This window comes from Embleya sp. NBC_00896 (assembly GCF_045207785.1).
GTDB lineage: Bacteria > Actinomycetota > Actinomycetes > Streptomycetales > Streptomycetaceae > Embleya.
In genome coordinates, this window is record NZ_CP108776.1 from 5,786,423 (window position 1) to 5,808,722 (window position 22,300).

The window sequence follows — 22,300 nt, forward strand, 5'->3', positions numbered from 1 at the left end:
GCGGTTGCGGCTTGATCGGGAGGTGTGCCCAACCGCTCCGCCCGTTGCGTGGGTGCTGATGGCTGCGGTTTTACGGGCGACCGGTGGGCTCGGTCGGGCCCGGCTGCCTGGTGCGGGGCGCGCCCGGCACTCGCCGTGTCGGTGGCGGGTGCCGGGCGGGCGTATGGCTACCGCGCCGAGTCCGCCGAGGTTGGGAGCTGCTCGGGGGCGCGGCCCGCGTCGAACGGGCTCGGCGGAGGCGCGTTGTCGGTGCTGCCGCGCGCGGCGAGTACGGCGAGCGCGAGCGCGGCCAGGCCGGCCAGGCCGAACACCACCGAGATGCCCGGCAGTACGACGCCCATGACGGTGTTTTGCGCGTCGCGCCAAGCCGAGTCGGTGAGCCGGAACAGGCCGAGCCCGGCGGCGGTCAGCCCGAGCAGCGCTATCACGGCGTACCAGACGACCGGGTTGGCCTCCCGCGGCTCGTGCGTCGTCGGTAGCGAGCCGGCGGCGGCGGGCGGGGCACCCAGCGGGAAGGCCGCGGCCGGGGCGGCCTCGGGGCGCAGGAACTCGGTCGGGGCACCACCCGGGCCGGCCGCCGGCGCACCGGCTTCGAACGGCGCGGGCCGGGGCGGCACGACCTCGGTCGGCGTGTCGGCGTCACGGGCCACCTTCACCGTCTCGGCGTCGGTGCCACGCCGGATGGCGGGTACGACGACGGGGGCGCCGCCGTCGTAGGGATCCTTGGCGGCCGGCTTGTCGGCCTTGGGGGTGGCGGGGGCGGGAGCGGGGGAGGCGGGAACAGGGGAGGCCACGGCGGTGGCGTCCTCGTCCGCGTCCTCCTCCTCGTCCTTCTCCTTGGGCTTGGCCTTGCCCTTGGTCACGCGCGCGGCAGGGGTGGCCACGGGCGTCGAGTCGTCGTCGGGTGCGGCCTCGGCCGACTCGTCGGACTCGGCCTCGTCGGGCTCCGCCTTGGCGGCCTTTGTCTTGGCCTTTGCCTTGGCCTTCGGCTTCGCCTTTGCCTTGGTCGTGTCGACGGCAGGTGCCGGGACCGGGGTCGTGGCGTCGGCGTCCGGCTCGGCCTCGTCGGGCGCCTCGTCCGCTTCGGCGTCGTCCTTGGCCTTGGCTTTGGTCTTGCCCTTGCCCTTGCCCTTGGTCACCTGCACGGCCGGCGTGGCCACGGGCGTCGCGTTGTCGTCGGCCTCGTCGGCCTCGTCGGCCTCGTCGGCCTTGGCATCGGCGTCGCCATCGCCCTTGTCATCCGCGCCCTGCTTGGCCACGAGCCCGGCCAACGCCGGCACCTCGGTGGTCTCCGGCTCCTCGTCGTCATCCGACTCCGACTCCGCCGCCGCGACCTCCGGGGCCGCCGCCGTTCCGTCCGCGTCCTCGTCTGCGTCCGCGTCGGCCTCGGCCGCGGGCTCGTCATGCTCCGCGACCAGCACCGCGAGTTCGGCCGGCAGCCAGTCGTCGGCCGCGTCCGCCGCCGCGAAGCGCGCCACCAGTTCGGCCGCCGTGGGCCGGGCGGTCGGGCGCTTCTTCAGGCAGTCGGTGACGATCTCGCGAAGCCAGTCCGGGAGTTCGGCCAGGTCCGGCATCTCGCGCACGACCTTCTGCGCGATCTCGGCGACCGAGCCCTCGCCGAACGGCGCGACGCCGGCCGCGTGGCACAGCACCCCGCCGAGCGCGAACACGTCGATCGCCGAGCCTATCGACCCACCCGTCACCTGCTCCGGCGCGGGCAACCCCGGTACGTCCACGACGCCGGTACGGGTCATCCCCGCCGAGCCGAGCGCGCGGGCGAGCGCGTAGTCCGCGATCCGCGGGCCGTCCGCCGCGAGCAGTACGTTCGCCGGCTTCAGGTCACGGTGCGTCAGACCGGCTTCGTGTACGGCCGCCAAGCCCTCGGCCAGCCCCGCGCCGAGTGCCCGCAGCGTGTGCTCGGGGAGTGGTCCGTGGGTCGCGACCGCCGCTTCCAGGGACGGGCCCGCGATGTGCTCGACGACCATCCACGGTGGGGTGCCGTCGGCGTCGGCGTCCAGGACGTGCGCCACGTGCGTACCGCCGACCTCGCGCGCTGTCGCGACATCCTTGCGGAAGCGTTCCAGGAACGTCTTGTCGGACGCGAGGTCGGGCCGAACGAGCTTGACCGTGACGCGGTCACCCCCGGGCGCGCGGCCGAGGAACACTGTTCCCATGCCGCCCTGACCCAGTCGCGCCGACAGCCGGTACCGGCCGACAACTCCGGGATCGCCCGGCTTCAGCGGATCCATGACTGCCGCCCCCTCTACCTATGTGCTGCGCCAAGGCAGGGAGTGGCGCCAGGGCATCCGACCACCCCTGTCTGCCTCGCCTCCCCGCGGACATTGCCGCAGCCTACCGTCCGGGTCGAGACCCCACCGAGGGCCCGGACACCCTCGTCAACCTCTCGTTACGGACCCCGCACGGACGGTGGATCGCCGGGACATGTCCGGATTCGAGTCTTTGACCACACTCCGTGTGCGCCGCTAGCTTCGCGGCAACATCACCCCGCACGGCGAGGGAGCTGAACCGATGGCGATCGTTCTGGGGCCGAATCGATACGGCAAGGCCGAGGTCCGGCTCGTCCGGGTCACGCGGACCACGGCGTCCGAGCACGAACTGTGCGATCTGAACGTGTCCGTGTCACTGTCCGGCGACCTCGCGCGGACCCACCTGGTCGGGGACAACGCGAACGTCGTTCCCACGGACACGATGCGCTCCGTGGTGTTCGCGTTCGCGCAGGACGAACCACTGCCCGCGATCGAGGAGTTCGGCCTGCGGCTGGCCCGGCACTTCGTCGGCGCCTACCGGTCGATCGACACCGCACGGGTGCGGATCCTCGAGTATCCGTGGGTCCGGATCCCCGCGACGAACGGTCCCCATCCGCACGCGTGGACCCGTGCGTCGGGCGCGCGTTACGCGGGCGTGGTGCACGGTCCGACGGGCACCGAGGTCTGTGCGGGCCTCGAGGACGTCACCGTGCTCAAGTCCACGGGGTCGGAATTCCACGGCTTCATGACGGACCGTTATACGACGCTGCGGCCGACCGACGATCGGATCCTGGCGACGAGCGTGTGGGCGCGGTGGCGGCACAGGGGCGTCGCGGCGGACTGGGACGAGTCGTTCGCGGCGGCGCGGGACACGATGCTGCGAACCTTCGCCGAGACGCACAGCCTCGCCCTCCAACAAACCCTGTACGCGATGGGGGAGGCGGTGTTGGCCGAGCAGGAGGGGCTCGTGGAGGTACGGATGGTGCTGCCCAACAAGCACCACTTCCTCGTCGACCTGAGCCCGTTCGGCCAGGAGAACGAGGGGGAGGTCTACCACGCCGCGGATCGGCCGTACGGGGTGATCGAGGGAACCGTGCTCCGGGATTCCGCGCCCGCGGCCTCGGCGGAGTTGCCCTGGGGCTAGTGCCGCACCAGGTCCGCGACGAACGCCGTAGAGGCGGCGCGCCCCCCGGCGCACCGCCCCCACCCTTCTGTCCCCCCGGGATGGAAGTTCGTCAGCCGAGGTTCTCGATGCCGGCCATGCCCTTCTCGACGTCGAGGACCTCGACGGAGGACACCTTCACCTTGGTGTTGGACTCGGCCCACTGCTTGGCCTCGGCGGCGAGCTTGCCCCCCTTGTCCATGCGGGCGTTCGCGGCGGTGACGTTCTCGCTGTCGGCGGGCAGCGTCGTGTTGATCGCGACTTCGTAGCCGGAGTACGTCTTCGCCAGCCGGACCTTGGTGACCAGGTTGCCGTAGGTGGTCGTCTTGAGCTTCGCGAGCATGTCGGCGGCGTACTTGTCGGATCCGGCCTTGTCGCCGTCCTTCTCCGGGCCGTTCTCGATGCCCGCCGTGCCCTTCTCCTTGTCGAGCACCGAGATCGAGCTGATCGCGAGGCTCGACTTGTCCTGCGTCCACTGCATGGCCTCGGTGGCGAGCTTGCTGCCCTGGTCCATCCGGGCGGTCTCGGCCTTGAGGTTCTCGGTGAGCGAGCCCTCGGCGGGCAGCGAGGAGTTGATCGTGACCTCGTACTTGTCGTACTGCTTCGCGATCCGGACCTCGGTCACCACGCCGCCGTGCTTGGTGGTCTTGAGGTAGGCCAGCAGGTCCTGGGCGACCTTGTCGGTGCTGCCGCCCTTGGCGTCGCCCTTCTCGTCGGCCTTGGGGGCGTCGCCCTTGGGCGCCGCGCTCTTGTCGGCCGCGTCGGTCGACACCGACTCGGCCTTGGCGCTGGACGCCTTGCCCTCGTCCTTGGAGGAGTCACAGGCGGCGAGCGAGCCCATCAGGGCGATCGTGGCGGCGACACCCACGGTGGTGATCAGGCCCCTGCGGCGTCCCCGCGGGGCGGCGGTCGGAGCGGACTGCTGCTGAACGGTCGGCCGGGGAGCGAGCGGGGACATGAGGTTTCCCTTCGGAGGCACTTCGGTTGGCGCGATGACGGGGTGTGCGCGGTGTGCTGGGTCTGCTGGGTGTGCGGGTGTTTCCGGGGTTCGTGCCAAGCTTTCTGTGCTGCTGGGGTCAATAGAAGCAGTAGCTGTGAACGCTGTCAACACGGGTTTTGCGTGCTCGTTAAGCCTTTCCTGTGTGGTTAACTCCGAGAGGTTCACAACCCCTGCACGAGGAGGAGACGGTGTCCACCAGCCCCCAGGTCACCGCTGCCGAGATCGCCCGCATCGCGGGCGTCGGGCGCGCCGCCGTCAGCAACTGGCGTCGACGCTTCGGCGACTTCCCGCAGCCCGTGGGCGGGAGCGACGCGAGCCCCACGTTCGCCCTGTCCGACGTGGAGAGGTGGCTGCGGGCGCAGGGCAAGATCGCCGAGGTCGCGCCCGAGGAACACCTGTGGCGCCTGGTGGTCTCCGCCGCCGACACCGCCGAGCGGCTGGCCGACATCGGGGAGCACCTGCTCGCCGGCTCGCCCGCGCCGACCGGCCCGCACACCGAGCTCTTGCGTGCCGCGAGCGAACTCGCCGCGACGCGCGGGTCCGGCGCCGTCTTCGCCGACCTGTACACGCGCTTCGCCGAATCGGCGGCCAGTCCGGGCGGCGTGACACCTGCGGCCACCATCGCGCTGATTGCCGAACTCGCGGGCGTGGGACGGGAATCCGGGGGTACCGTGCTCAATCCCGCGACCACGCACGGCGACCTGCTCATGGGCTTCGTGGGCACTGCGGCCACGTTGCGGGGGCAGATCGAGGCGCCCGCGCTCGCGCGCCTGGTCCGGGTCCGACTCGCGTTGCAGGTGGGTGCGGGGGCAGACACCGACATCGCGATCGCCGAGGGGGACGCGCTGCGCGCCGACGCGTGGCCGGGCGAGCTGTTCGACACGGTGGTGGGCAACCCGCCGTTCAACGACCGCAATTGGGGTCATGACGAGCTGGCCTACGACCAGCGCTGGGAGTACGGGCTGCCGCCGCGCACCGAGTCCGAACTCGCGTGGGTCCAGCACGCGCTCGCGCACACCGCGCCGGGCGGGCGGGTGGTCCTGCTGATGCCGCCGGCCGTCGCCGCGCGCGGGTCGGGGCGGCGGATCCGGGCCGAACTGCTGCGACGCGGGGCGCTGCGCGCGGTGATCGGGCTGCCGGCGGGGCGGCGCCGCCGTACGGGGTGGCGCTGCACGCGTGGGTGCTCGAACGGCCCGGCGGCGCCGTGATGCCCTCGCACGTGCTGTTCGCCGCGATCGACGACCTCGGGGCACCCGGGACGGCCGGTGCGGCGTGGCGCGACTTCCGGGCGGATCCGGCGGGGCTGGCCGAGGCGCCGGGGCGGCACCGGGCCGTACCGCTGATCGAACTCCTCGACGACAGCGTGGACTTGACGCCGTCGCACAACCTGCCGGCGCAGACCGATCTGAACGTGGCCGAACGCGTGGACGAGACGCGCGAGCGGCTCCTGGGGCTGCTGGCTCGGCTCCCGCACCTGATGCCGGCGGTTCGGGCCGCGGACGAGGCGACCGGGACGTGGCGGTCGGTCGCGCTGGCCGATCTGGCGCGGACCGGGGCGGTCGCGCTGTACCGCAGTGCCTCGCGGTCGACGCGCGGGGGCGCCGAGACGCCGGTGGGGCCGACGGTGGCCATGCTCACCACCGCCGACCTGGCCGCGGTGGCTGCGCCGAGTGGGCGGTTGGCGGCGGCGGAGGTGGACGAGGCGCAGCATCCGCGGATCCGGGTGGGGGACGTGATCGTGCCCACGCTGTTGGGCGGCGGCGGCGGGGAGGGAGGGGGGTGGGCCGGGGCGGTGCGGGTGGCCGGGCACGCGGAGCGGGATGCGGTGTTGGGGCCGAATCTGCATTTGTTGCGGCCGGATGTGGGGACGCTTGATCCGTGGTTTCTGGCCGGGTTCCTGACGGATCCCGCGCATGTGAAGCAGGCGAGTTATGGGTCGAGCATCGTGCGGGTGGATGTGCGGCGGATCGAGATTCCGTTGTTGCCGTTGGAGCGGCAGCGGGCGTATGGGGAGACGTTTCGGGCGTTGCGCATGTTCGTCACCGATCTTCGGGGGGCTGCGGCGTTGGGGGAGTCGCTTGGGCGTGGCATCGTCGCGGGGCTGACGGCCGGGCTCCTGGCGCCATCCTCAGGCGCCGGGGGGGCTTGACGGGTCCTCAAGCGCCGGACGGGCTTCGTTGGGCCATTGGGCGGGCCGGCGCCGGGCTGCGCCGGCCTGCGGCCTGCCTGGCCTCAAGCGCCGGCGGGCTGGTTTTGGTTGCCTTGTGCGTCCGTCGGGCGTGTTGGGTCTCGCGTACCCCGTCGGGCTGGGTGTCCCCATGGCGGGCAGCCGGCCTGCGGCCCGCCGGCCTCAAGCGCCGGCCGGGCTGGTTTTGGTTGCCTTGCGCGTCCGTCGGACGTGTTGGGTCTCGCGTACCCGTCGGGCTGGGTGTCCCCATGGCGGGCAGCCGGCCTGCGGCCCGCCGGCCTCAAGCGCCGGCCGGGCTGGTTTTGGTTGCCTGATGCGTTCGTCGGGCCGGGTGTCCCCTTGGCAGCCCGCCGGCCCGCCGGCCTGCGGCCCCCGCTTGCCTCAGTGCCGGCCCGGGCCGGTTTGGCTTGCCTCGAGTGTGTGGCCGACCTTGGGTGTCGGTTGGGCTTGAGAGGCCTCGAGCGCGGTTTGGGTTGGTTATGGGTTTGTCTCGCGCGTGCATCGGGTCGGGGCGCGGGTCGGCCGTCTCGAGATTTGGTCGGGTCGATCGAGTGGGCGGGTCTCGTGTGGTCGTTGGGCTGCCTCGGTTGTTCTCCCGTTTGCGGGGCGGTTGCCCTTGGTGGTGGGGGCGTTAGAGGTGTTTCAAGGTGTGGAGGATTGATTCCGAGCGGGTTGTGGGGGAGGTGGGGTGGGTGGGGGGTGTCAGGTGGGGGGCTGTGGTGGGCCAGGTGGTTGGGGTGTAGTGGTGGATCAGGGCTTGGGCTGCCGTGTGGTGTAGGTCGGTCATGGAGTAGAGCTCTTCGCCGGGGATGATTCGGTGGCGTTTGTCCTGGGTGGTTTCCGGCCATTCGCGGTGGATGACCAGGCGGGGTTCGTGGTCGGGTTCCGGGGCGGTCAGGGTCGAGAAGGACAGCGTGTACGGGAGGAGTGGGCCGATCAGGTCGCACAGGCCCCACAGCACCGCCTCCGGATCCGCGACCCCGTCCGCCGCGGAGAGGGCGAAGGTCTCGTCCGGCCGGGTGAGCATCGCCGTGAGCACGTCGACGAGCACGTCCGGGTACTGCTGCGCGCGCCGCCGCAGGGCCGCTTCGCGGCGGGCCAACTCGGCGTCCAGGACGGCCGTGTCGAGCTGGGGCAGGTGCCGGCCGGTCGGGTGCTCGAGGCCGGGCACGTCCTCGGTCGCCGCGCCCAGCGCGAGCGTGTGCCGAGGCCCGGCGAGGGACACCGGCCCGGAGCCCGGGGTGCGCCGGCCGGGGGCGATCAGCACGAGCGCGTGTGCCGCCGTGCGGCGGATCAACGTCGGCCGGCCGCCCAGCATCCCGAACCGCACGGCGCAGGACCGCGCCCGGTCGTACGCGGGCCCGAGCGCGGGCCCCACCACCGGCTCCAGGATCGCGTGCCAGCGTTGCAGGCCCGGCTCCGCCAGCGAGGACGCCAGCACGGTCGCCGGACCACGCCCGCTCGCCGCGTAGACGATCCGGTCCAGCCCGGACGCCTGCGGCCGCTGCGGCATCCGCGACACCCGCGGCGCCTCCGAATGGCGCTTGGTCGGCCCCGGCACGGCCCGCACCGGCCCCGGCACGGGCCTGGGCACCGACGTGGGCGCCGCGGGCCCCACTGCGGGCCGGATCCGCCGCTCGTGCTCGTACAGCAGTTCCAGGACGGGCCGCGGCAGCCACGCCGCCGCCTCGTGCGGGCGCCGCCGGCCGGTGAGCACGTCGGCGAAGTCCGCGACGACCCGGTCCGGAGCGGGGCGCTGCTCCGCCCTGCGCCGCAGGCACGACTCGACCAGCGGGAGCAGTTCGGCCGGCAGCCCGGTCAGATCCGGATCCCGGCCGCGGATCGCGTTCATGATCCGCATCGCATTGCCCTCGTACGGAGCGTGACCGGTCCCGGCGAACAGCAGCGTCGCGCCCAGCGCGTACATGTCCGACTCGCGCGTGCCGTAGTCGCCCGCGACCTGCTCCGGCGCCATGTAGGCCACCGTGCCCACCAGGTTGACCGTGTGCTGGCCCTCGGCGAGCGCGAGGCCGAAGTCGATCACCTTCGGGCCGTCCAGGGTGACCAGGATGTTGCCCGGCGACAGGTCGCGGTGGACCAGCCCGGCGCCGTGGATGGCGGCCAGCGCCTCGGCGACCCCCGCGCCCAGCCAACGCACCGCGTCGGCGGGCAGCGGACCGCACTCGTCGACCACCTCGCGCAGCGACGGCGCGGGCACGTACGCGGTGGCCAGCCACGGCCGCGCGGCGTGCGGGTCCGCCGCCACCACGGCGGCCGTGAACACGCCGCTGACCAGGCGCGCCGCGTACACCTCGCGAGCGAACCTGCGCCGGAAGTCCTCGTCGTGGTCCAGCTCCGCGAGGATCGTCTTGACCGCGACCAACCGACCCGCGGGGGACAGACCCAGGAACACCCGGGCCATGCCGCCCTGGCCGAGCCGCGAGAGCACGCGGTAGGGCCCGATCCGGCGCGGATCGTACGCTTCCAGGGGCGCCGGGCCCCGTCGCCTGCCACCGGTCACGCAACGTCCCCCCGAGCCACCCGATCGTGTGCCCCATCATGACGCCGCATGGGTGACACTCGGAACGGGAAGCCGAAACACGTGCGCCGTTGCGCCGTAAGGCAGTGATGACTCTGGGCATCTCGACCCGCCACCCTGGGTCAGGTGACGCGGCTCACGGTTTGTCGCTCAGGTGGGAGGTGGCTGCGAGGCCGGCTCGCGCGCCTGCTATTCGTACTGATGCACACATGTCACAAAGACCGGAACCGCACGGACACGATCCGGGTGGCTGCCGGAGCCTGAGCCGAGAAGTAGGGGACCCCCATGAGCGAGGACTCGGTAGTACTGCGCCACCAAGGAAACGAGCACACCTTCCCGCTGGTCGAGGGGACGATCGGCGACACCGCCGTGGACATCTCGACACTGCGCGCCAAGACGGGGCTGGTGACCTACGACGGAGGGTTCGTCAACACCGCCGCGTGTAAATCGGCGATCACCTTCATCGACGGCGAGGAGGGCATCCTCCGCTACCGCGGCTATCCGATCGAGCAGATCGCCGAGCAGGGCACCTTCCTCGAGACCGCCTACCTGCTGATCTACGGCGAGCTGCCGTCCGCGAGCTCGCTGGACAACTTCCGCGACGAGATCACCCAGCACACGCTGCTGCACGAGGACGTCAAGCGGTTCTACGACGGCTTCCCGCGCGACGCGCACCCGATGGCGATGCTCTCGTCCGTGGTGTCCGCGCTGTCGACGTTCTACCAGGACAGCCACAACCCGTTCGATGAGGAGCAGGTCCGGCTCTCGGCCATAAGGCTGCTCGCGAAGCTGCCGACGATCGCGGCCTACGCGTACAAGAAGTCGGTCGGCCAGCCGCTGCTCTACCCGGACAACTCGCTCGGTTACGTCGAGAACTTCCTGCGGATGACCTTCGCGGTCCCGGCGGAGTCGTACAAGGCCGACCCGGTCGTCGTCGACGCGCTCGACAAGCTGCTGATCCTGCACGGCGACCACGAGCAGAACTGCTCGACCTCCACGGTCCGCCTCGTCGGCTCCAGCCAGGCGAACATGTTCGCCTCCATCTCGGCCGGCATCAACGCGCTGTGGGGCCCGCTGCACGGCGGCGCCAACCAGCAGGTGCTCGAGATGCTCGAGGAGATCAAGAAGGACGGCGGCGACATCGACGCCTTCGTCAACAAGGTCAAGAACAAGGAAGACGGCGTCCGCCTGATGGGCTTCGGCCACCGGGTGTACAAGAGCCGCGACCCGCGCGCGACGATCATCAAGAAGGCCGCCGACGACGTCCTGTCGCGGATGGGCAAGAAGGACGAACTGCTCGACCTCGCGATGCAGCTCGAAGAGCGGGCTCTCGCGGACGACTACTTCGTCGAGCGCAAGCTCTACCCCAACGTGGACTTCTACACGGGCCTGATCTACCGCGCGATGGGCTTCCCCACCGAGATGTTCACGGTGCTGTTCGCGATCGGCCGGCTCCCGGGCTGGATCGCGCACTGGCAGGAGATGATCGCCGACCCGAAGGCGAAGATCGGCCGCCCGCGCCAGGTGTACACGGGCATCGCGGAGCGCGACTACACGCCGCTCGGCGCGCGCTGACCACAGGCGAACGCAAACGCGAACGCGACACGAACGCGAACGCGAACGCGAGCACGAACACGCAGAAACGATCTTGGAGTCAGGTGCCCCGAATCGGTTCGGATCGAAGGAATCGCATCGATCCGAACCGAGGTTCGAGGTTCTTGTCTCCGAGATCGTTTCTGTTTTCGTGCGGGTGCTCGTGCGGGTGGTGCTCGCGAGGGTGCTCGCGCGGGTGCCTCGTGCGGATGCCTACTTCTTCGGCTCCAGGCGGGTCGCCACCAGGACCGAGGTCGGGCCGGTCGGCGAGCCGATCGTGTACGGGTTCTCGGCGGACGGCCAGCCGGTCACCCGCTTGGTGCTGTACTCCGCCCAGGCGACGAAGTTGAACAGCGGTATCGCCGGGGCCTGTTCGACCATGATCTGTTGCAGGCCCTCCAGGGCCGCCTTGCGCTGTGCCGGGTCCTTGGTGGAGGCGTACTGCATGAGCAGCCGGTCCGTGGTCCCGTCGTCCTTCCAGCGCTGTGTGTTGCCGAACGCGAGTTGGCCGACCGGCTTGGTCAGGTAGCCGGCGAGCAGGTTCTGGTAGTAGTCGAACGGGCTCGTGTTGGTCCCCGACAGGCGCGCGCACATGCTCATGTCGTACTTGCCGGTGAAGCCGTCGGCGATCCACTGCTGGGTCGTCATGCCCTGCACCTTGGCCGCGATGCCGACCGCCTTGAGCTGCTCGGTGACCACCTGCCACATGGTCATGATGTCGGTGAACCCGGACGGCGCGGTCAGCGTGACCTCGAACCTCTTTCCGTCGGGGCCGACCAGGATGCCGTCGCCACCGGGCTTCCAGCCCGCCTCCGCCAGGAGTTGCCTGGCCTTCGGGATGTCCTGCTTCAGACCCAGGCTCTTGTACCTGTCGGCGATGTGCTGCTCGTGCTGCGGCAGGATCGCGGTCGGCGACTTCGCGGCCGGCTGCTCGTTCTGCTCGGCGATCGCGACCAGCTTGTCGCGGTCGAGCGCGGCGCTGATGCCCAGTCGGGTCTTGGGGTTCTGATACTTGGGGTCGCTCAGCTGCCCGCACATGAAGACCGGTGTGACGGGCGGGAACCAGTACTTGTTGTTCGCCTTGTCGGCGTTGACGTACTCCTTCTCGATGTCGTTGACGAAGTTGCCCGCCCAGTCCAACTCGCCCTTCTTCAGGGCCAGATTGGCGCTCGTGTTGGAGTTGTACGAGATGTAGCGGATGCCGTCGATCTTCGGCTTGTCCGGCTGCCAGTACTTGGGGTTCTTGCGCAGCAGGTAGCCCTGCGGCGTGAAGGTCTTGCCGTCGAGCACGAACGGGCCGGTGCCGACCGGATTGTCGAACGTGAAGGTGGCCGGGTCCTTACCCTCCCAAAGATGCTTGGGGACGATGTAGACGTGACCGATCGTCGCCTCCTGGGCGAAACCGGGTGCGGGAAAATCGATCTGCACCTTGTCCGGCGCGATCGCCTTGGCCTCCTTGAGCTGGAGGCCGGTCGTGTTGATCCCGGGGTTGTCCCGGATCAGGTTGAACGTGAACGCGACGTCGTCCGCCGTGAAGGGGCGACCGTCGGTCCAGCTCACCCCGGTCTGCAGGGTCATCGTCATGGACAGGCCGTCGGGGCCGAACTCCCAGCTCTTGGCGAGCCACGGCGTGACGTCGTTCTCCTTGACCGGGTTGGTGATGAACAGCGGCTCGTTGATCATCGACCAGCCGCCGAGCAGCGCGAGCGGACCCTGCGTGTTGAACGGGTTGAAGTTGCGGGTGATCTGCCCCGCGGGGGATGCCTCGGCCCGCAGGATGATCTCGCCCGACTTCCCCCCGCTGTTGCCGCTGTCGCTGCACGCCGTGGCCACCAGGGCCAGGCTCGTCAGGCCGATCGCGGTCTTCAGCAGGCGGGTGCCGAATCTCTTACTCTGCACGTGCGTTCACCACCGTCTGGTCGGAGGAATCGGGCCGTTCGCCGGCGGCGGGCCGGTCCGCGGAGGGTGTCTCGGGTGTGGTCCGGTGCAGCCAGCAGGCCGCCCACCGGCCGTCCCCCGTGGGGAACGCGGGTGGTACGTCCGTCCTGCAGATGTCCATCACGTGCGGGCAGCGCGGGTTGAACCGGCAACCCGGCGGCGGGTCCGCGAGGTTGGGCGGTTCGCCGAGCCGTTCCCGGTCCCGGGTCAGCGCGCCGCGCCGGTCCGGGTCGGGCGCCGAGTCGATCAACAGCCGTGTGTAGGGGTGCGCGGGTTCCTGGGTGACCTCCTCGGCCGGCCCGCCCTCGACGATCCGGCCCGCGTACATCACCTGGATCGTGTCGGCGAAGTAGCGCGCGGAAGCGATGTCGTGGGTGATGTACAGCAGGGCCAAGTCGTCGTCGTGGCCCAGCTTCCGCAGCAGGTTCAGCACGCCGAGTCGGATCGACACGTCCAGCATCGACACCGGTTCGTCCGCGAGCAGCACCTCCGGCTCGACCGCGAGCGCCCGGGCGATCGACACGCGTTGGCGCTGTCCGCCGGAGAGTTCGTGCGGGCGCTTGCGGGCGAACTGCTCGGCGGGGGTCAGACTGACCCGCTCCAGCAGGCGCAGCACCTCGGCCCGGGTCTGCGCCCGGGTCCGGCTCGGCCCGTGCAGCTTGAGCGGTCGGACGAGGTGGTGCTCGACCGTGTGGATCGGATTGAGCGAGGCGAACGGATCCTGGAAGATCATCTGCACCCGGGTCAGGTACGACCGCGCCACCTGGTGCCTGCGCAGCGGTACGTCCTCGCCGGCCAGGGTCAGCGTGCCCGCGGTCGCCGGCTCCAGGCGGGCGAGCAGGCGCGCGATGGTCGACTTGCCCGAGCCGGACTCGCCCACGACGGCGGTGATCCGGCCGCGGAACAGCTCCACGGTGACATCGTCGACCGCGTGTACGACCCGGCGCGGCCCGCCGAGGTCGCGCGCGCCGCGGCGGCGGACCGGGAAGTGCTTGGTCAGGCCGCGGGCCGCGAGGATCGGCTCCGGGGCCGCCTCGTCCGGCACCGGCTCGGCGACCTTCGTGGGCTCGGTGTCACCCGCCATCACGCCTCCCCGTTCATGGAAGTCCCGCTCGGATAGCGGAAGTCGTGCAGATGGCACGCCGTCTGCCGGCTGCCGTCGGTGTCGCCGCGCGGGGTGCGCAGCCGCGGGTCCACGCTCGGGCACGGCGCGAACGCCTCGGCGCAGCGCGGTGCGAACGAACACCCCGGCGGCAGCGCCCGCAGGTCCGGCGGCGAACCCGGGATGCCCACCAACTCCCGGCGCGGCCCGCGCAGCGGCGGGAAGGAGCCGACCAGGCCCCGTGTGTAGGGGTGGGTCGGATCGTGGTAGATCCGGTCGGCGGGCGCCGACTCGACCACGCGACCCGCGTACATGATCGCGACCCGGTCGGCGATCTCCAGGAGCAGCGACAGGTCGTGCGTGATGAACACCACCGAGAAGCCGAACTCCTCCCGCAGACGCACCAGTTCGGCCAGCACCTCGCGCTGCACGACCACGTCGAGCGCGGTCGTGGGCTCGTCCAGGACGAGGATCTCCGGGTCCAGCGCGAGCGCCATCGCGATCATCACGCGCTGACGCATGCCGCCGGACAACTCGTGCGCGAAGCTGCGCATCCGGTCGGCGGGCACGCCGACCGTGGTGAGCAGGTGCGCGGCCCGCTCGCGACACTCCTTGCGGGTGATCCCGGCCCGGTGCGCGCGCAACGTGTCCGCGATCTGCGACTCGACGTCGCGGACCGGGTTGAGCGCGTTCATCGCGCTCTGGAAGACGATCGCGATCTCCTCCCAGCGGAACGCGCGCAGCTCCTCGCGGTTCATCGCGAGCACGTCGACGGGCCCGTCGGTGTCGCGAATCGCCTTGGCCCGCTTGCCGGTCGCCGAGGTGTCGGTGCGCTCGCGCGAGCGCGGGTGGTAGAGCACCTCGCCCTTGGTGATGTGGCCCGGCGCGCGCAACAGGCGGGTGACCGCGTGCGCGAGCGTGGACTTGCCGGAGCCGGACTCGCCGGCCAGGCCCAGGGTCTCCGAGCGGTGCAGCACGAGGTCGACGTCGTCGACCGCGTGCACCGCGCCGGGGCCGTCGCCGTAGTCCACGGTCAGGCCGCGGATCTCCAGCAGCTTCTCGCGCTCGGTCACGACGCCTCCTTGCGGCGCGGGCCGCGCCCGGCCTCGTTCCGTCGCTTCTTCTTGGGCGTGGAGCCCGCCAGTCGCGGGTTCATCAGCTCGTCGGCGCCGAAGTTGATCAGGGACAGGCTCGCTCCCACGAGCGCGACGCACAGCCCCGGCGGGATGTACCACCACCACGAACCGGTGGTGAACGCGGCCGAGTTCTGCGCCCAGTACAAGGTGGTGCCCCAGGTCCAGGTCTCCAGCGAGCCCAGGCCGAGGAAGGAGAGACTGGCTTCGGTGAGGATCGCGAACACGAACGTGAGCAGGAAGCCGGCGGTGATGATCGCGCCGAGGTTGGGCACGATCTCCACCGACACGATCCGCCACGGCTTCTCGCCGATCGCCCGTGCGGCCTTGACGTAGTCGCGGGCCCGGAGCGAGAGCGTCTGCGCGCGCAGGATCCGCGCGCCGAACGCCCAGCCGGTGAAGCTGATCACCGCCGCGATCGGGAACCAGCCGCCGCCCTCCAGGTATCCGGTCAGCACGATCGTCAGCGGCAGCGCCGGGATGACGATGAAGATGTTGGTGAACATCGACAGGAAGTCGTCGACGACCCCGCCGACGAAGCCCGCGGTGACGCCGATCAGCACCGCGAGGCCGGTCGCGAACGTGGCCGCGAACAGGCCCACGAGCATCGAGGACCGGGCTCCGGTGAGCACCTGCGAGAAGACGTCCTGGCCGCTTTGCGTGGTGCCGAACCAGTGCGCGCCGGAGGGGCTTCGCAGGATGGCTTCGGCGTCGGTCGCGGACGGGTCGTGCGGGGCGATCCACGGGCCGATCACGGCGATCAGCGCGAAGAACCCCAGGATGAGCAGGCCGGTGACGGCCTTGCCCGAGCGCAGCAGCGGAAGGCCGCGGCGCGTCCTGACGGGTGTCTCGTCCCCGGTGGCCGCGGCCGCGGCGAGGGTGGTGGTGGCTGCCATCGGTCAGCCCTCCTGCCGGATGCGCGGGTCCAGGAGCACGTAGCACATGTCCACGACGAAGTTGGCGAGCAGCACGATCAGCGTGATGATCAGGAAGATCCCCTGCATCAACGGGTAGTCGTTCGCGAGTACGGCCCGGAACAGGAGTTGGCCGATGCCGGGGTAGGAGAAGACGGTCTCGGTGACGATCGAGCCGCTGATCACGAAGCCGAGCGACATCGCGAAGCCGGAGATGTTCGGCAGGATCGCGTTGCGCGCGGCGTAGGCGAGCATGACCCGGCGCTCGCGCAGGCCCTTGGCCTCGGCCACGAGCACGTAGTCCTCGGAGATCGTGGTCATCATCATGTTGCGCATGCCGAGCAGCCAGCCCGCGAGCGAGCTGACGATGATGGTGACCGCGGGCAGCACCGAGTGGCTGAGCGCGCTGGAGATGAACTCGCCGGACAGGCCGGGCACCAACTCGGTCCGGTAGCCGCCGCTTTCGGGGAACATCCCCAGTTCGGTGCCGAACACGGTGAGCGCGACGAGCGCGATGAAGAAGTAGGGCACGGCCGAGAAGAACGTGGTGACGGGCAGCAGCGCGTCCAGCCGCGACCCGCGCCGCCACGCGATGAGGATGCCGAGCCCGGTGCCGAGCAGGAAGCTGATCAGCGTCGCGACGCCGACCAGGATCACCGTCCACCAGATGCCCTGCCCGATCACCTCGCTCACGGGTGCCGGGAACCGGTCGATGGAGATGCCCAGGTCGCCCTTGAAGAGGTTCTTCCAGTAGGTGCCGTATTGGGAGATCAGACTCGCGTCGCTCAGGCCGAACTGCGCCTTCACGGCCTCGATCTGAGCGGGTGTCACCTGGCCCTGGAACTTCTGCAGGACCGCGTTCTCCGGGCTGCCCGGCATCAGTCTCGGGATCAGGAAGTTCATGGTGATCGCGGCCCACGCGGTCACCAGGTAGAAGGCGATACGCCTGAGGATGAAGCGCACCTGGGTCACCACCGACCTTCGTCGAGGTACGGCTCCGGACCCGGCGGCGCCCGATGGGCGACACGCGGGGCGGAGGGACGGGAAGAACCGGCTCGGCGGTCCACGGGTACGGGCCCGGGCCGTGCGGGATCACCGCGCGGCGGACGGGTTCGCCGTGCCGATGCGAACCGTGCGGTCACGTGTCGAGCTGTGGGATGTGTGCCAGATCGGGGAACTACGGCGATGTGGAGCGCGAGGTACGGGTGTTGCCACGTACGGGCAGAGCGAGGCAGAGCAGGCCGTCGCGAAGGCCCCGAGGAGCGGGTCGCCGGACGGTGTCGTGCGGTCGTGCCGATGTCGCGCCGGGGTCGCGCGGGCCGTGGAACGCGCCCGATCGAGCCCAGTGCCGGGAACTGTACGGCGACTCCCGATTGATCGGTAGTTTTGTGACCTGAACGTGATCTATGGCTCGGACCCGTTCCAGGGGTCAAGAGTTGAACGAAGTCAGGCCACGATCAGCCGGCGGGGGTCGCGACCGAAGGGCCCTTTCCGGTGGCCGCGTCGAGCACGTACAGGCTCCGGTCCGCGCTACCCACGAAAAGCAGTCCGTCGGCCACGATCGGCGAGGTCACCCGGCCTCCGGTGGTGAAGCGCCAGCGGGGTTCGCCCCCCATGCCGACCGCTATCACCGCCCCGTTGCTGCTGCCCGCGTAGACGGTGTCGCCCGCCACCACCGGCGAGGTCACCCAGCCTTCGGCCCCGAAGCGCCAGACGCAGCGGGTGGTGTTCACGTCGACCGCGTACAGGCCGCCGTCGCCGCTGCCGAAGAAGGACAGATTGCCGGACGCGGCCGGCTGCGCGACCGGACCGCCCGCGCCGAACCACCCGCGCATCGCGCCGTCGGTGGCGTTGAGCAGGTAGAGGTATTGGTCGGTGCTGCCGACGTGCACGATGCCGTTGGCGACGGTCGGCGAGGACACCCAGCCGCCGGTCGCGAACCGCCACCGGCACCAGCCGGTCGCGGCGTCCAGGGCGTACACGCAGCGGTCGCTGGAGCCGAAGTAGACCGTGCCGTCCACCACGGTCGGCGAGGTGGCCCAGCCGCCCGTGGGGAAGCGCCAGCGACATCGCCCGGTCGCCGCGTCCACCGCGTACAGCGCGTTGTCGCTGGACCCGAAGTAGACCGTGCCGTCGGCGACCACGGGGGCGGCCACGACCTCGCCGCCGGTGGGGAAGCTCCACCGCCACTGACGCGAGGTCAGTTCCAGCGCGTAGACGTGGTTGTCCTGGCTGCTGAGGTACATCAGCTCGCCGTCCACGGCCGGCGGGTGCGACCAACCGGACGAGTCGAACCGCCACTCGCGCGTCGCGAGGTGGAGGGTGTGCAGACCGTTGTCGTTGCTGTGCACGTGCACCCGGGCGGTCCGGCCGGAGCCCGCGCGCACCGGCGGCGTGAGGATCTCGCCGGTCGCGGTGAACCGCCAGACCGGCGAGGTCTCCAGGCCGCCCGTGGGTGTGCGCGGCGGCGTGGGGTGCTGACGCGGCACGTCGGGCCCGGTCTCCGGCCAGGTGACCGGAGAGTTGGGTATGGGCGCCGGCGGCCGGGCCACCCGCTCGGTCGGCAGCGCCGGCGACGGGTGCGACGTGGAGACCTGGCGACCCGCGACCGGGCGCGACTCGCCCGGCCGTCCGGTCGGCGGCGTGTTCGTCGGCGGCACCGGCGGCCGGGGCGGCGGCTTGCGGGTCGGGTTCGACGGCGGGCGCGGCGGCTGCGGCGGAGCGGACCGGTGCGGATCGGCCTGGTGCGGCTCCGGGCGCGGGAGGGGGCGCGGCTCCTCGCGCACCTGGTTGGGGAGCTTGCCCATGTTGTTCGGGTCGGGCCGCTCGTTGCTCGGCGCGTCGACCGGCTCGGGTTCGACCAGTTCGCGCACCGGGGGCGTACGCGGACCCATCGTGGGCCGGTACTGGCTCTCGAAGCGCTGCACCATCGCCGACGCGTTGTCGGGCAGCTGACTGTCCGCGTCGCTGTCGTCGAGCAGTGGCGCGAGCTGGTTGAGCAACTGGGTCGGGCTCGGCCGGTGTTCGGCCGCGCGCTGCATGCACAGGTTGACCAGGCCGTTGAGCTCGGGCGGCAGGCCGTTGAGGTCGGGCGAGCCGGTGACCAGGCGCAGCAGTGCCTCGGCCGGCTTGCGGTCGGGGTAGGGCGAGTGCCCGGTCGCCGCGTACACGAGGGTCGCGCCGAGCGAGAACATGTCGCTGGCCGGGGTGATGTCCCGCACGCCCTGTGCCTGTTCGGGCGACATGTAGGCGGGGGTGCCAACCGCGACGCCGGTCATCGTGAGCGAGCCGAAGTCGGCCGCGCGCGAGATGCCGAAGTCGATCACCTTGGGGCCGTCGCTGGCCACGAGCACGTTGGACGGCTTCAGGTCGCGGTGCACCAGCCCCGCGGCGTGCACGGATTCGAGCGCCTCGGCGATGCCGGCGGCCATCCAGCGCACCGCGCGCGGCGGCAGCGGCCCGCACGCGCGGACCAGCGATTCGAGCGAGGGCGCGGGCACGTAGGCGGTCGCCAGCCACGGCACCGCGGCGTCGGGATCGGCGTTGACCACGGCGGCGGTGAACACGCCGCTGACCCTGCGGGCCGCGGCCACCTCCTGCGCGAAGCGCGCGCGGAAGCCGGGATCGCCGCCCAGCTCGGAACGGATCGTCTTGATGGCGACGAGCCGCCCGAAAGGCGAACGCCCCAGATAGATCCGGCCCATGCCGCCGGCGCCGAGTCGGCCGAGCACGACATAGGGGCCGATCCGTTCCGGATCCCCCTTGGCCGGTGGCTCACCCGGCCATCCGTGTTCCGTCACAATCCCCCCGAAGTCGCCCCACCGCCCATCATCCCCGCCGAGCGGCTGTTTCGACAGGAACAGGCGGGAGGAGTGCCACGGCGCCGGTCGGCCCGGCGTCGCGATCTAGGTGCCCCGGGGTGGAGCACCCGCTGCCTGTCGCAGGGTACCCGCCTGCTCGCTCTGCCGCCCACGCCGCGTCCCGCTTCGATCGAAACACAGGGGATTCCCCCAGGTGTTGATCACGAAGAGTGGTCATGGAAGTGGATAATCATGCCTTGATCAGTCCGAATCGGACGCAATCCGGTTCGGCGCCAAAAGCACCCGGGCTCGGTTCGAAGTGAACCGGGCCCGGGTGTCGGGTTGCCGACCGAGGGTCGGCGCGTCTGCCCGGTGCCGCCTAGTGCAGGCCGCCGGGAGCATCCGTGGGTAGGTCCGACTTGCCGACCCGGAGCACCGCCACCGCGATGATCGCGGCCACGCCGAGCAGGATCGTGGCGACCACGAAGCCGGCCGTGTAGCCCTCGGTGAGCGCGAGCTTGACCGACTCCACGTCGAACCGGGCCTTCTCGCCCAGCTTGGCGATCTGGTCGTCCATCTTGGAGTCGCGCGAGGTGGAGTAGACCGTGGTCAGCACCGCGATCGCGACCGCGCCGCCGACCTGCTGCGTCACGTTGAGCATCGCGGAACCGATACCCGCGTCCTCCGGCGCGATGCCGGCCACCGCGGTGGCCATGATCGCGACGAAGATCAGGCCCATGCCCAGACCGAACACCACCATCGCGGGCAGCAGGCCCACGACGTAGGTGGAGTCGACCTCGAGCAGGGACAGGTAGAAGAGCCCCGCGGCGGCCAGGACCGGGCCCACGGTCAGCAGTACGCGCGGACCGATCTTCGGCAGCATCACGCTGGTGAACTGGGCCGAGATCATCACGCCCGCGCACAGCGGGAGATAGGCCAGGCCCGCCTTGATCGGCGAGTAGCCCGCGACGATCTGCATGTAGAGCGTGATGAAGAAGAACGCGCCCATCATGCCGCCGGCCGCGAGGGCCATGACGACGTAGCTCGCGGAGCGGTTGCGGTTGCGGAACAGCCGCATCGGCATGAGCGGCCGCTGCACCTTGAGCTCGATCGCGATGAAGCCGGCGATCAGAACCGCCGACAGGACGAGCGAACCGATGGTCAGCCCGTCGGTCCAGCTCTTGTCGGCCGCCCGGATCACGCCGTAGACCAACGCGGTCACACCGAGCGTGGAGGTCACCGCGCCGGGGATGTCCAACCGGCCGCGCCAGATCGCCTTCTCGCCGGTCTTGGCATCGTCGGGAATCGCGAGCGGGAGGGCCGCCACGAGTGCGATGCCGATCGGCACGTTGACGAACATGACCCAGCGCCAGGACAGGTACTCGACGAGGACGCCGCCGAGGAGCAGGCCGACCGCCGAGCCCATACCCGAGACCGCCGCGTAGACGCCGAACGCCTTGTTGCGTTCCGGGCCTTCCGCGAAGGTCGTCGTCACCAACGACAGGACCGCCGGGGCCACCATCGCCCCGCCGACGCCCTGGAGGGCACGCGCGGCCAGCAGGAGCCCCTCGGAGGTCGCGAACCCGCCCAACAGGCTCGCGACGGTGAACACGATCAGGCCGAGCGCCAGGAGGCGGCGTCGGCCGAAGAGGTCACCGAGCCGACCGCCCAGCAGCAACAGGCCGCCGAAGGTCAGCATGTAGGCGTTCATCACCCACGAGAGTGATGTTTCGCTTATGTCGAGTGCCTTGCCCATGTCGGGCAAGGCGATGTTCACGATGGTCGCGTCGAGCACGATCATCAACTGGGCGCCTGCGAGCAGGGCCAAGGCCAATCCGCGACGCGCGTGGGGCGCGTCGTCGGCTGGGGATCCGGTCGAGCCGGCGACCTCGGAAGGTGCCGTCGTCATGGATTGCCTCGCATTGCTAGTGGACGTGAGCGTTCTCTCTGCGTGAATCTAGAGGTTATCCCTTAGAGAACGCAAACGTTTTCTGTACCATGGTTGGCGGAGGCGACAGTGAGCACAGGAGCACGCGCGGGTCACGTCGAGACGGCCCTGTTGGTCACCGACTACAGGCAGCGTCCGCGCAAGCGCGGGGTCACGTTGGAGCGGGCGATCAGCGAAGCGGTGATCGCCGAGCTCGGCGAGCGCGGATACGGCGCGCTGACCTTCGAGGGCGTCGCGGCTCGGGCCGGGACCGGCAAGTCGGCGCTGTATCGACGCTGGCCCGACAAGATGAGCATGACCGCCGACGCACTCTCGGCCACCCTGCCGAACGCGGAAACGGTTCCTCTCGTCGGGGAGTTGCGCGCCGACCTGATCACCTATCTGGAAACCATCTCACACGCCATGTCGGGCACCCTGGGCCTGGGGATCCGGTTGCTGTGCGGGGAGATCAGCCGGCACGTCGAGTTCGCCGACATGTGGCAGAAGCGGGTGATCGATCCGTGGCAGGAGCTCCTCACGGAGGTCCTGACGGACGCGGTCGCGCGCGGCGAGGCGCGCCCGGGCGCGGTGGCCCCCGAATGCGTGTCCGCAGGCCCCTCGGTGCTGTGCCACCGCTTCTCGCTGACCAGTGTGCCGATGTCGCGCGAAGAGATCGAGTCGCTGGTGGACAACGCGCTCATTCCGATGATGGCGGTCCGTAACTGAAGTCCCGGGCC

Annotated in this window: 15 protein-coding genes; 5 read left to right on the forward strand and 10 right to left on the reverse strand. The window is 70.7% G+C overall.

The features are described from left to right. Window positions 1–167: 167 nt before the first annotated feature. Complete coding sequence (locus tag OG928_RS26240; protein WP_406288007.1) at window positions 168–2,249, reverse strand: serine/threonine-protein kinase; 2,082 nt, start codon at window positions 2,247–2,249, stop codon at window positions 168–170. Between the two features lie 280 nt (window positions 2,250–2,529). Between OG928_RS26240 and pucL the strand changes: the two genes are divergently transcribed. Next, window positions 2,530–3,411 (forward strand): factor-independent urate hydroxylase, encoded by an 882-nt coding sequence (pucL, locus tag OG928_RS26245; protein ID WP_406288009.1) that lies wholly within the window; start codon window positions 2,530–2,532, stop codon window positions 3,409–3,411. 91 nt (window positions 3,412–3,502) lie between these two features. On the opposite strand, the gene OG928_RS26250 is transcribed toward pucL, so the two are convergent. Continuing rightward, complete coding sequence (locus OG928_RS26250; RefSeq protein WP_406288011.1) at window positions 3,503–4,387, reverse strand: hypothetical protein; 885 nt, start codon at window positions 4,385–4,387, stop codon at window positions 3,503–3,505. A gap of 230 nt (window positions 4,388–4,617) precedes the next feature. Between OG928_RS26250 and OG928_RS26255 the strand changes: the two genes are divergently transcribed. Both OG928_RS26255 and OG928_RS26260 read left to right on the forward strand, forming a co-directional pair. Continuing rightward, window positions 4,618–5,637 carry an N-6 DNA methylase gene (locus OG928_RS26255; RefSeq protein WP_406288013.1) on the forward strand — a complete coding sequence of 340 codons (1,020 nt, stop codon included), beginning with the start codon at window positions 4,618–4,620 and terminating at the stop codon, window positions 5,635–5,637. Continuing rightward, a complete protein-coding gene (locus OG928_RS26260; RefSeq protein WP_406288015.1) occupies window positions 5,592–6,578 on the forward strand; it encodes a hypothetical protein in 987 nt (328 codons plus the stop codon). Before OG928_RS26255 ends, OG928_RS26260 begins: the two co-directional genes overlap by 46 nt. Before the next feature lie 670 nt (window positions 6,579–7,248). Here the strand turns inward: OG928_RS26260 and OG928_RS26265 are convergent. Beyond that, window positions 7,249–9,138: a protein kinase domain-containing protein gene (locus OG928_RS26265; protein WP_406288017.1), complete on the reverse strand. Its 1,890-nt coding sequence runs from the start codon at window positions 9,136–9,138 to the stop codon at window positions 7,249–7,251. A gap of 303 nt (window positions 9,139–9,441) precedes the next feature. Between OG928_RS26265 and OG928_RS26270 the strand changes: the two genes are divergently transcribed. Then, on the forward strand, window positions 9,442–10,731 hold the full coding sequence (locus OG928_RS26270) for a citrate synthase (RefSeq protein WP_406288019.1): 1,290 nt from the start codon (window positions 9,442–9,444) through the stop codon (window positions 10,729–10,731). A 231-nt stretch (window positions 10,732–10,962) separates the two neighbouring features. Here the strand turns inward: OG928_RS26270 and OG928_RS26275 are convergent, their stop codons facing one another. The 7 genes from OG928_RS26275 to OG928_RS26305 form a co-directional block, all read right to left on the reverse strand. After that, window positions 10,963–12,648 carry an ABC transporter substrate-binding protein gene (locus tag OG928_RS26275; protein ID WP_406288021.1) on the reverse strand — a complete coding sequence of 562 codons (1,686 nt, stop codon included), beginning with the start codon at window positions 12,646–12,648 and terminating at the stop codon, window positions 10,963–10,965. Then, the gene (locus OG928_RS26280) at window positions 12,638–13,771 is read right to left on the reverse strand and encodes an ABC transporter ATP-binding protein (RefSeq protein WP_406288023.1); all 1,134 of its coding nucleotides are present in this window, start codon (window positions 13,769–13,771) and stop codon (window positions 12,638–12,640) included. Before OG928_RS26280 ends, OG928_RS26275 begins: the two co-directional genes overlap by 11 nt. After that, window positions 13,771–14,862 (reverse strand): ABC transporter ATP-binding protein, encoded by a 1,092-nt coding sequence (locus OG928_RS26285; RefSeq protein WP_406288025.1) that lies wholly within the window; start codon window positions 14,860–14,862, stop codon window positions 13,771–13,773. The genes OG928_RS26280 and OG928_RS26285 overlap by 1 nt, the downstream gene beginning before the upstream one ends. Next, window positions 14,859–15,818: an ABC transporter permease gene (locus OG928_RS26290; protein ID WP_406288027.1), complete on the reverse strand. Its 960-nt coding sequence runs from the start codon at window positions 15,816–15,818 to the stop codon at window positions 14,859–14,861. Before OG928_RS26290 ends, OG928_RS26285 begins: the two co-directional genes overlap by 4 nt. A 3-nt stretch (window positions 15,819–15,821) precedes the next feature. Then, window positions 15,822–16,799 carry an ABC transporter permease gene (locus OG928_RS26295; RefSeq protein ID WP_406291218.1) on the reverse strand — a complete coding sequence of 326 codons (978 nt, stop codon included), beginning with the start codon at window positions 16,797–16,799 and terminating at the stop codon, window positions 15,822–15,824. 494 nt (window positions 16,800–17,293) lie between these two features. Further along, window positions 17,294–19,636, reverse strand: coding sequence for a PQQ-binding-like beta-propeller repeat protein (locus OG928_RS26300; RefSeq protein WP_406288029.1), 2,343 nt, complete (start codon window positions 19,634–19,636; stop codon window positions 17,294–17,296). Between the two features lie 379 nt (window positions 19,637–20,015). Continuing rightward, window positions 20,016–21,545, reverse strand: coding sequence for an MFS transporter (locus tag OG928_RS26305; RefSeq protein WP_406288031.1), 1,530 nt, complete (start codon window positions 21,543–21,545; stop codon window positions 20,016–20,018). A gap of 108 nt (window positions 21,546–21,653) precedes the next feature. On the opposite strand from OG928_RS26305, the gene OG928_RS26310 reads away from it, so the two are divergent. Beyond that, window positions 21,654–22,289, forward strand: a complete 636-nt coding sequence (locus OG928_RS26310) for a TetR/AcrR family transcriptional regulator (RefSeq protein WP_406288033.1) — start codon at window positions 21,654–21,656, stop codon at window positions 22,287–22,289. Window positions 22,290–22,300 lie beyond the last annotated feature (11 nt).